The 8827-nt window shown below is 40.4% G+C and carries 6 protein-coding genes; 3 read left to right on the forward strand and 3 right to left on the reverse strand.

Features of this window, described 5'->3' with window-relative positions; all coding sequences use genetic code 11:
• Complete coding sequence (locus ACK2WI_RS18440) at window positions 1-1368, reverse strand: methyltransferase RsmF C-terminal domain-like protein (RefSeq protein WP_409151914.1); 1368 nt, start codon at window positions 1366-1368, stop codon at window positions 1-3.
• A 59-nt stretch (window positions 1369-1427) separates the two neighbouring features.
• On the opposite strand from ACK2WI_RS18440, the gene ACK2WI_RS18445 reads away from it, so the two are divergent.
• From ACK2WI_RS18445 to ACK2WI_RS18455, 3 genes are all read left to right on the forward strand, one after another.
• A complete protein-coding gene (locus ACK2WI_RS18445; protein WP_312697264.1) occupies window positions 1428-1814 on the forward strand; it encodes an SRPBCC domain-containing protein in 387 nt (128 codons plus the stop codon).
• A gap of 409 nt (window positions 1815-2223) precedes the next feature.
• Window positions 2224-2523: a hypothetical protein gene (locus ACK2WI_RS18450; protein WP_409151915.1), complete on the forward strand. Its 300-nt coding sequence runs from the start codon at window positions 2224-2226 to the stop codon at window positions 2521-2523.
• A gap of 79 nt (window positions 2524-2602) precedes the next feature.
• Window positions 2603-3052: a tail fiber domain-containing protein gene (locus tag ACK2WI_RS18455; RefSeq protein WP_093099658.1), complete on the forward strand. Its 450-nt coding sequence runs from the start codon at window positions 2603-2605 to the stop codon at window positions 3050-3052.
• A 75-nt stretch (window positions 3053-3127) separates the two neighbouring features.
• Here ACK2WI_RS18455 and ACK2WI_RS18460 read toward each other — a convergent pair whose 3' ends face one another.
• Window positions 3128-4165, reverse strand: a complete 1038-nt coding sequence (locus ACK2WI_RS18460; RefSeq protein ID WP_409151916.1) for an outer membrane beta-barrel protein — start codon at window positions 4163-4165, stop codon at window positions 3128-3130.
• Between the two features lie 1367 nt (window positions 4166-5532).
• On the reverse strand, window positions 5533-8211 hold the full coding sequence (locus tag ACK2WI_RS18465) for a hypothetical protein (RefSeq protein ID WP_409151917.1): 2679 nt from the start codon (window positions 8209-8211) through the stop codon (window positions 5533-5535).
• Window positions 8212-8827: the final 616 nt, after the last annotated feature.

Consider the following 8827-nt stretch of genomic DNA (forward strand, 5'->3'; position numbering starts at 1 on the left):
TTATAGATTCGCTATCCTTACCTCCTTTGGATAGTAGTTATTGATCCGGTTTCCCAAAACCTTCACCCAACCTAAAGAAACACCTTCATAATTGACCAAACACCAGCCTTTTTCCATACCAGTGAATAATTCCAGATCCAACTGCTCCTTTCTCAAAAAATCCTGGGCATCAGCTAAAGTGAGTTCCACAGCAGATAGATTTTTATCTCTGTAAACACTCAAAGCCAGATCATGGGATGGAACAAGTTCCTTTCCAAGCCATTTCCCGACCATCGTTCCAGCATTTTTCAGGTATAATACCTGCTGCAGGGCCTTTATGCTTGCTTCTAGATCCTGGGGAAATATGTGGACATTATCGTTATGCAATAGTGTGGAAAGCCCCTTGTTATTTTCTATCCAACCTTGCAGGCAGTCTTTAGCAATTGGAGACTTCTCCAGTTTCATTTTTTTGGTCGAAAAAGTAGGCTGAATATTCTTGACTTGAAGGATCCCTATGAAAAACCCTTCTCCTTTGGTTTTATGCGGATAGAATCGGTAACCTGTGGCTTTGGCCCTCTCAGATTTTGTAACTTCTATTCCCCAAGATTGATCAATCGGAACTTCGATGCTATCTAGATTATACTCTTCGATCAGCCAATCCAAAATATCCTCATTCTCCTCCGAAGAATACGAGCAAGTGGAATACAGCAGGTATCCATGGCTGCTCAAGCAGGATATTACTTCCGACAGGATGCGTTGTTGCCTTTCACTGCAAAGCTTTACGTTCGCTTCAGACCACGCATCAATACTATCTTCGTCCTTACGGAACATCCCTGAACCCGAACATGGCGCATCTACGACCAATAGGTCAAAAAATCCAGGCAATCTCCGGAAAGCAGTGGGATCATTATTCGTCACCACGACATTTGGGTATCCCCAGCGCATCAAGTTTTCCTGAAGAATTATGGATCTGCTCTTAATGATTTCATTTGATACCAATAAGCTATTTGGACTTATCTGATCATTGATCAAGGTAGATTTCCCTCCTGGAGCTGCACATAGATCTAAGGCCTTGATATCCCTTTCCCTAAGCTTTAGTTCCTTCAAAATATAACTGACAAACATAGATGATGCTTCCTGCACATAATAACAGCCCGCGTGAAATAAGGGATCTAAGGTAAATTTTGGACGATCATTCAGATAATACCCATTTTCACACCACTGGATCCGGTCGGCAAGTTCAAAGTCTAATTCTGTTGGTTTTTTTGGATTTAGGCGTATGGAGGTGAGTTTTTCTCCGCTTTCATGGGCTGCTTTAAAGGCTTCTTCGTCAAAAAGTGGATCTATACCCAGTCTTTTAATTAGGGAATTGGGGAGAATATTACTCATATATTACTAATAAATCTATGTAAATTTACAGGAATTATTTTTTTCCTTTAATATTTAGAATGAAAGAATTTAAAAAATATTATATCATACCTGCTACACCTGAGGAACTTTACAGAGCATTGACGACTGAAATAACCATCAGATTATGGACCGGCGACCTTGTAGAAATCGATCCAGTGCCTAATGGAGAGTTTTCCATGTGGGACGGGGCCATACAAGGAAAGTTCTTGGAACTGGAAGAGTTCGGAAAAATAGTCCAGGAATGGTATTTCGGTGAGCAGAACGAACCTTCAATCGTGACCCTTAAGCTCCATGAACATAAAAAGGGAACTTCATTAGAGGTAAGGCAATGCAACATTCCCGACGAGGCATTTGATGACATAGTTGACGGATGGGATGATACGTATATCTCATCATTGATAGAATTTTACGAAGAAGAGGATTAAATTCAAGAAATTCATGGATTTATGTAGACATCCATACCCTTCTCACCAAAATTCTCAAAAATTCAAAACATAACTATCCAATATCTTGGCTCATCCGACAGGAGTTTGATTGAATAGGAGTAAACTGCATGAACATGAATACCTCTGCCATCAAAGTACTGGAAATTCATCCAGAACGTTTTCCCATATTGTACAGAAAATCTAGGATTCAACTTCTTGCAGGACTATTTTCAAAAACCGGGGCGGATTTTGGGCATTTTTTCATCAGAAAGCACATTTGTTTGAATCAAAACACATAAATAAAAGAACATGTAACAAACTACAAACCAGCACTTAACATATTTTTTTTTAACAAATCTTAATAATATTTACTTATTTTTGTATCAGATCCTCATGCTTTCACCTTCTGATGAAAAATAGATTATTTGTACAATTTATTAGCTTTATAATGCTGACCTCCTTGATTTTCTTGGGGGTGCATTCTTATTTTGAACAAAATCAAAACTTGGATCATTTTGAACTTGTGGATCAGCCGACAGAAGAGGATGAATGCTTAAAAAAATACATTGAGGATGATTTTTTCCCCTTAAAAGAAGTGGATTTCCATATCCCAATTCAGGCTCTCAGTGTCCTGTTTCCCAATCCTACCGAGAGACTGCCCATTATATCCCATTTTCGCCACTATCCACCTCCTAACGAGCCTACATAAATCCGCCGTTCCCAGATCCCCCTAGGACACCCATCAATTTGAAGGTGTCTTTATCCATAAATTTTATTATTTAACAATCATGAAATCAATCATATTCATTGTATCAGGTTTCGCACTTACTTCACTGTTTTCAGCAAACATAGTTAAAGCGCAACAAATCAATCCCGACGAGTTAAAAACCAATATCAGCAAGGTTACCCACGGTCTAAGCACAATCAAACAGCTTGAACCTATCAGCTTTCATTACGACAGTAATAAGGCAAGGGGACTGGGAAATCGATTACCGACAGGCAATCAACTTGGCTTCTTAACTCCCAAACTAAGCGCTAATAGCCAAGTAATTATCAAAACGGACGCGTACATTACTAGTACGGGTAAGAATTCAAGCAAAGTTAATAAGGTGGCCGAGGTTGATAAAACCGCGCTAATACCTCTTCTTGTTGCAGCCATACAAGAACAACAGGCCCAAATCGAAACATTGCAAAAAGAACTCCTGGAGTTAAGGGCGCAAAAGGAAAAAACAGAATAAACAACAAGAGAGTTCCACGCAAGGCCTGGGACTCTTTGTTTATGGAATCAATTATTTATTATATTCTATTCGTGTTTAAAAGGCATATACAAAGGCAATCGATGCCTGTGATGCTTGTTTGCTGGGACTAATTCCGTCCGATTTCAAGAATCCTGAGGCATCGTCATTATCCAATCGAAGCTCGGGTATCAAAGTGAATCCCTTATGCCTAAACTGGCCGGATAAGGTAAACGAAGTCACAGAACCTCGAGTTACACCTTCAATATCCTTATCCTTAAAATATTCTCCCCTTATCCCTACGGCGATATTTTCAGTGACATTATATTTAGGATACAGGGCAACTCCCTGATAACCGCCACCTTTCCTAAATGAATAATCGGCAGCATTTAATGCAAGGTCAAATTTATCAGAGACCGAATAGATGGCAACAAGATCTATCAATGTTCCTGAGCTGTAACTCTCTTTACCTCCATCAGAACTTCCTGTAAGGAAGTTGACATAAGCTGATAATCCCTCTATGGGATTAACATTCAACTGCGCCCCGAAATGGGATACCCCGTTTAGATCCCTATACACATTCCAATCATTAAATAAACCTACCATAGCGGATACCTTTTCAGAAAACTCATAATTTGCCTTTATTCCCGCATTTTGAAAAGGACCAGCTCCAAAAAGGTAAGAAGTCGAATAATGGAAATTGGAGGCCGGCGAAATCACTTCGTAACCGACGAAGGTCCCCATAAACCCAGCAGTCATACTGAACTGCTCGGTAAAACTGTAGCTTGCATATAAATTCTGGATATGAAAGGAATTCGAAGAATTCGCTTCGTTCCCATCTCCATTTGCAATACTTAGATATTGTCCGCGCGGCCCAAATGCTACCTCTCCAACAAAAGAGGCTTTACCAAGCGCTTTCTTCAGTCCGATTCCGATCATCCCCAATGAAATGGAATTCTGATCGTTAGCAAAATAGGTTTTAATATTCTCTTGTCTGGAAAAATCATATTTCCAATATGCATCAGCATATCCGCTTATCTGTAGAGCGTCGGTATCTTGACAAAAAACCAAATTTATAGTGAATAATGCTGCAATTGATAGAAATATTTTAGTCATAATCTGTTTTTATTAAGGGTTAAGTCTTTTTTTAGGACAAAATCTTTTAATACTCAACCAAAATGACACAAATTAAGACCAGAGATATGCTAATATTGAAAACTTGAAAACAAAAACAATTAAAACATATCATTTTAATTGTTATCAAATGATTTATATATCAATGTTACAAAAATTTATTTTAAATTTTAAAATTTTTTAAACGAAAAAATAATAAAACATGGTTTTAGGACATAATTGTCAATCAGAAATTCAAATTTTCCTTCTTTTTATACGCAACAGATTGCAAACCAGTTGTTATTGTCAAATTTTATTACAAATATTACAGTGAAAACAAAAAAAAAGCATTCATTCATCACAAATAAGGACCAAAGAGAATTTAAACCAAAAACAAACCATCAATATCACAAAAAAAACTTCCGGTTAGATTAGTTTTAAAAAAAAACGCCTAATGGAACAAAAAAACAAACTAAACAATGGAAATTTGATAAAAAAATAAAAAAAACAACAAGCGAAATATTAATCTAGAGTAGGACATAAGGGATTAACTCCCTTACTGGACTCTCAAACCACTTTATGTACCTCTCTTTATAAAGCTGTTTGCAAAATAACTTTTTTTGATGAGTGGTTCTCCAATAGTAATTGTACGCAAAAGACCTAGATAATCGATCTTCAGAAAATAGCTGTTGGTTAGGGTTATTTGAAGGTTAGCGCTTGTCCCGGCCGACTATAGGACTATCGGGTGTTGGTATGCTGATATGCTAGTTGGTTTTTGGTACCTAACCTTAACAGCTGCCGTAATCGGCTGTCCGTTGTTTTCCAAGGTTCCACAGAATCACACGTAATCGATGCTTTATGTTCAAGCTCCTATATGTCCGATTTTGTTTGGAAATGGTAAAGTAGTCAACCAAACCTTTAATGACCAAACCAATCCAGGTAAGAATTCTTGGCTGTGAATAGGGCTGGTTTGGTAGTCAGCATACATATTTCAGAGCGTATGCGCATCAAGCGTTTCCCACTGACTTTTTATATCTGCCAGACATTCCTTGATTAGTAGTGGCTGAAAACTAATAGTTTGCTCTGCGCAGGTTACTGGTCCTGCTCTTTTCATGCAATGGAGGCCTTCGGTTTGTGTTGTAACCTAATCAACCTACGTCCGGCCTTATATGTAATTCCTTTTCATCAGTCCGTAGATTTGCCGAGGGATTCCTTCAGTTCCCCCTAAAGTATGATACCCTTGCCATATTCTAACAATTCCAATGCTAGGTCGTGTTCGACTTCCTCTCAACAGTAATTGCCCAAGCTGGGCACACAACAAAAAAGCCACGCATTTGCGCAGCTTTTATTGATTGAGTATTGATAAACCACTATTTCTGTCTTTCTAGGAATGACACCAATGAAGCAAATTCTTCCATTGTCAATGAATTGGCCAAACCTGCCGGCATCATTGAGGTAGGCATTTCTTTTCTGCTAGCCACATTGCTTTTGTTGATCGTATTTACATTCCCTGCAATATCCCTCAACACCAGCTTGCTTGCCGTTTCTTGCGTTACAAATCCCATGAAATTCTTTTTATCCTTAGTCGTTACCAGGACAGTGGAGAATCCTTGGGAAATGGAAGCATTTGGTCTCAAGATTGATTCTGCGATCTGCTCACGGTTCATGATACCACCAATCTGACCCATAAACGGTCCTTTCATGGCCTCACCTTTATTGATACTGTGGCAAGCATGGCAACCTTGCTTATTAAACAAAGCTTTTCCTTTTGTAGGATCTCCTTTTACTTTACGCAATGCTATCATTACTTCCTCAATAGAAGTCTTACCTACTTGTCCTTTTTGGTTCTTGATTTTCTCTAAATCGACTTTTTTCTCAGCTGGCTGTTTCTCAGCTAAAGCTTTTGGTTCCGCCACATCAAATGCAGCAATCTCCATCCTGAATTTTTCGTTCAGATCAGCAAAATATTGCTTCTTCGCAGTACCACTTTTTGCTCCTTCAGCAACCAAGAATTTCTCGATCACAGGCGAAGACGCCCAATCAATGGCCTTATAGTATGGACCATGTGAATCTGGACGAGTTCCCCACCACCAAGACGCATCATAATCAGCTTCTTTCTTATATAAACGGGCAAGGGTAACCAAGATCTTTTCTTTCAATTTCTGATCCTTGGTCTTTCCATATGCCGCGATCAATCCATCCACAGCTCTTGGATCATGCATATAGCGCAAAGTCCATAAAGCTAGATCAGGACTTTCGGTACTCAAAAAGCCAACGGCAGGATTTACAGCATTTAGGCGAACCAATGCCTTTACTGCCAAATGAGGAACGATTAAGGCTGAATTAGGGACATCATGTGGTCCTTCCTTACCTTTAGCCGGCGCCACAAACGATGCTGGCACAGCCACTTGGAGCAATGAATTAGCTACTTCCGGACGACCCAATCTACCTAATGAAACAGCCGAAACCGCTTGAACGCGCACTGATGGATCTTTCAGACCTTCCACAAATGGATCGGTAGGCACTTGGTCAACTGTAGCCAAACGATCGGTCAAGGCACGGTAGGCAAATTCACGTACAGCTGGTTCTTTACCAAGATCCAATAGAGCCGAAACCCCTTTGCCCTTAGCGATCTGCGCATAGGTATAGATACCAGCCACTCGGGTACTCAATGGCAAATTCTTGTCTTGAGCAGTTTCCAATGCCGCTGCAGCAGCCTCATCTGAAGCTCTAGCAACTAATTCCTGAGAAGCATACAATCGAGTCGTAGAACTACCCGATTTCAACAGCCCCTTTAAATCAGCTACTGAGGCATTCTTGATTTCAGGAAATGCCTTATAAGACCAGCCTTGAGGTACCACGCGAACGATATAGCCTTTATCGGGATTACCGGAATAACCAGCACCATCCCAAGCTGATAAATATAATCTACCCGAACCATCCACATCCACATCGGTGATTTGAGGCAATTTGATAAATTCTTCTTCTTTCTGTTTGAAACTTGGTCCATCTGGCGTTACATGGTGCATATATAGGAAGTTTCTTCCCCAGTCTGCCATCATCGGAACCTTATTATATTTTTCAGGCCATGTATCCTCGTCCATGTACAAGGAACCTGTACCCGATCCACCACCTAACATGGCAAGTGCAGGAATGATCTCTTCGGTAAAGTTTTGGAACAATAAAGGGTATCCATACTCACCAGATTGAATCTGATGCGAAAAACGGATATCCCATCCGCCACCATCATTGGTGTTATCCCTGGTGAAGATATTCATATACGGATCGATTGCCACATCATAGATATTACGCAATCCATGGGTATAGAGTTCCATTTCGGTACCATCAGGGCGAACCCTCAATACACCACCACCCAGGTTGGTCAATTTCTTGCCATCTGCACCTGTAGCATTATGGAATCCAAAATCTCCAACTGCGATATAGATCCAGCCGTCGATTCCCATCCTAATCCCATTGGTAGCATGGTCCGTACCACGCTCTTGAATATATTTGGCATTACTTAAGCCATTGATCAGTACTTTAGGATCACCATCGGCCACACCATCATGATTCTTGTCTTCAAAAACCACTAGGTCCATACCTGTTGCAATCCCTGATTTAGAATCAAAGGTTGTGTGCAGCACAAATACTTGGTCACCTAGGACAAAGATTCCCCTTGGGTTATCCACGCGGGCAAAATCTGTATGCTTGTCCATGCTGCCGTTATTATCTGAATCGACAAAGCGACGGATAAAGCCTTTGCCCATATCCTTGCCCAGAGACCCGATCATATCCACACCAACATAGACCTCACCCGTAGGAGCTACGGCAAGACAAGCAGGTGAAGGCGTTAAATCCGGACCGGTAAATTCGGTCATGATCAAATCGGATGGCGCACCAGACATTGTTTTTAAAGTATCCTGTCCTTTCTGAATACGGTACTGATAAGAAAAATTGTTTTGAGTTTGAGGTAGTTTAGGGTTCTCATTAAAATTGGGGAAGCCCAACATTAATGGAAGGAGAAAAAATAAATTAAATGTTCTTTTCATTACCAATGATAAATATAGATTGATTGTAATAGCGAAAAACGAAATTAGTTCCAAAAAATGGAAGCCAGATCATATTAATACGCAGGTTTAAGTAAGATTTTAATAAAGTTAACTGGTATTAGAGCATATATTAGATGATTCCTATTTCACAATTTACACTTGGTTAAAATTATAGTACAATAAAAATGCGAATAAAATTTCAAATGAACTAATTCGATTTTAACTATCTGTGATTTGATATTATTAGGAATGGGGTTGGAGGGAAAGGAAGGTTGGTGTTTGAACCAGGATGGATGGGATGGGAGGATTGGCCAAGATCTGGGAAGGGACCAGGATGGGAGTTCGACTCCGCTCACCCGACGGGATGGGAGGATGGACCAGGACCGCCGTTCCGCCTGAAAGTCCCCCATTCCGTAAGGGCGGATCGCATCCGCCCGCTGCCGTGCACCGGACCTGCCTGCTCCCTTACCGCTTCCCCAATGTCCATAAAAACAGAAAGCCCGCTGTCTGTTGACAGCGGGCCTCTCTATAAAATTAGGCACCGACCTACTCTCCCACCTGTTACGGCAATACCATCGGCTCTGGCGGGCTTAACTTCTCTGTTCGGAATGGGAAG

The sequence above is a fragment of the Sphingobacterium sp. BS-2 genome, assembly GCF_046161205.1.
GTDB lineage: Bacteria > Bacteroidota > Bacteroidia > Sphingobacteriales > Sphingobacteriaceae > Sphingobacterium > Sphingobacterium mizutaii.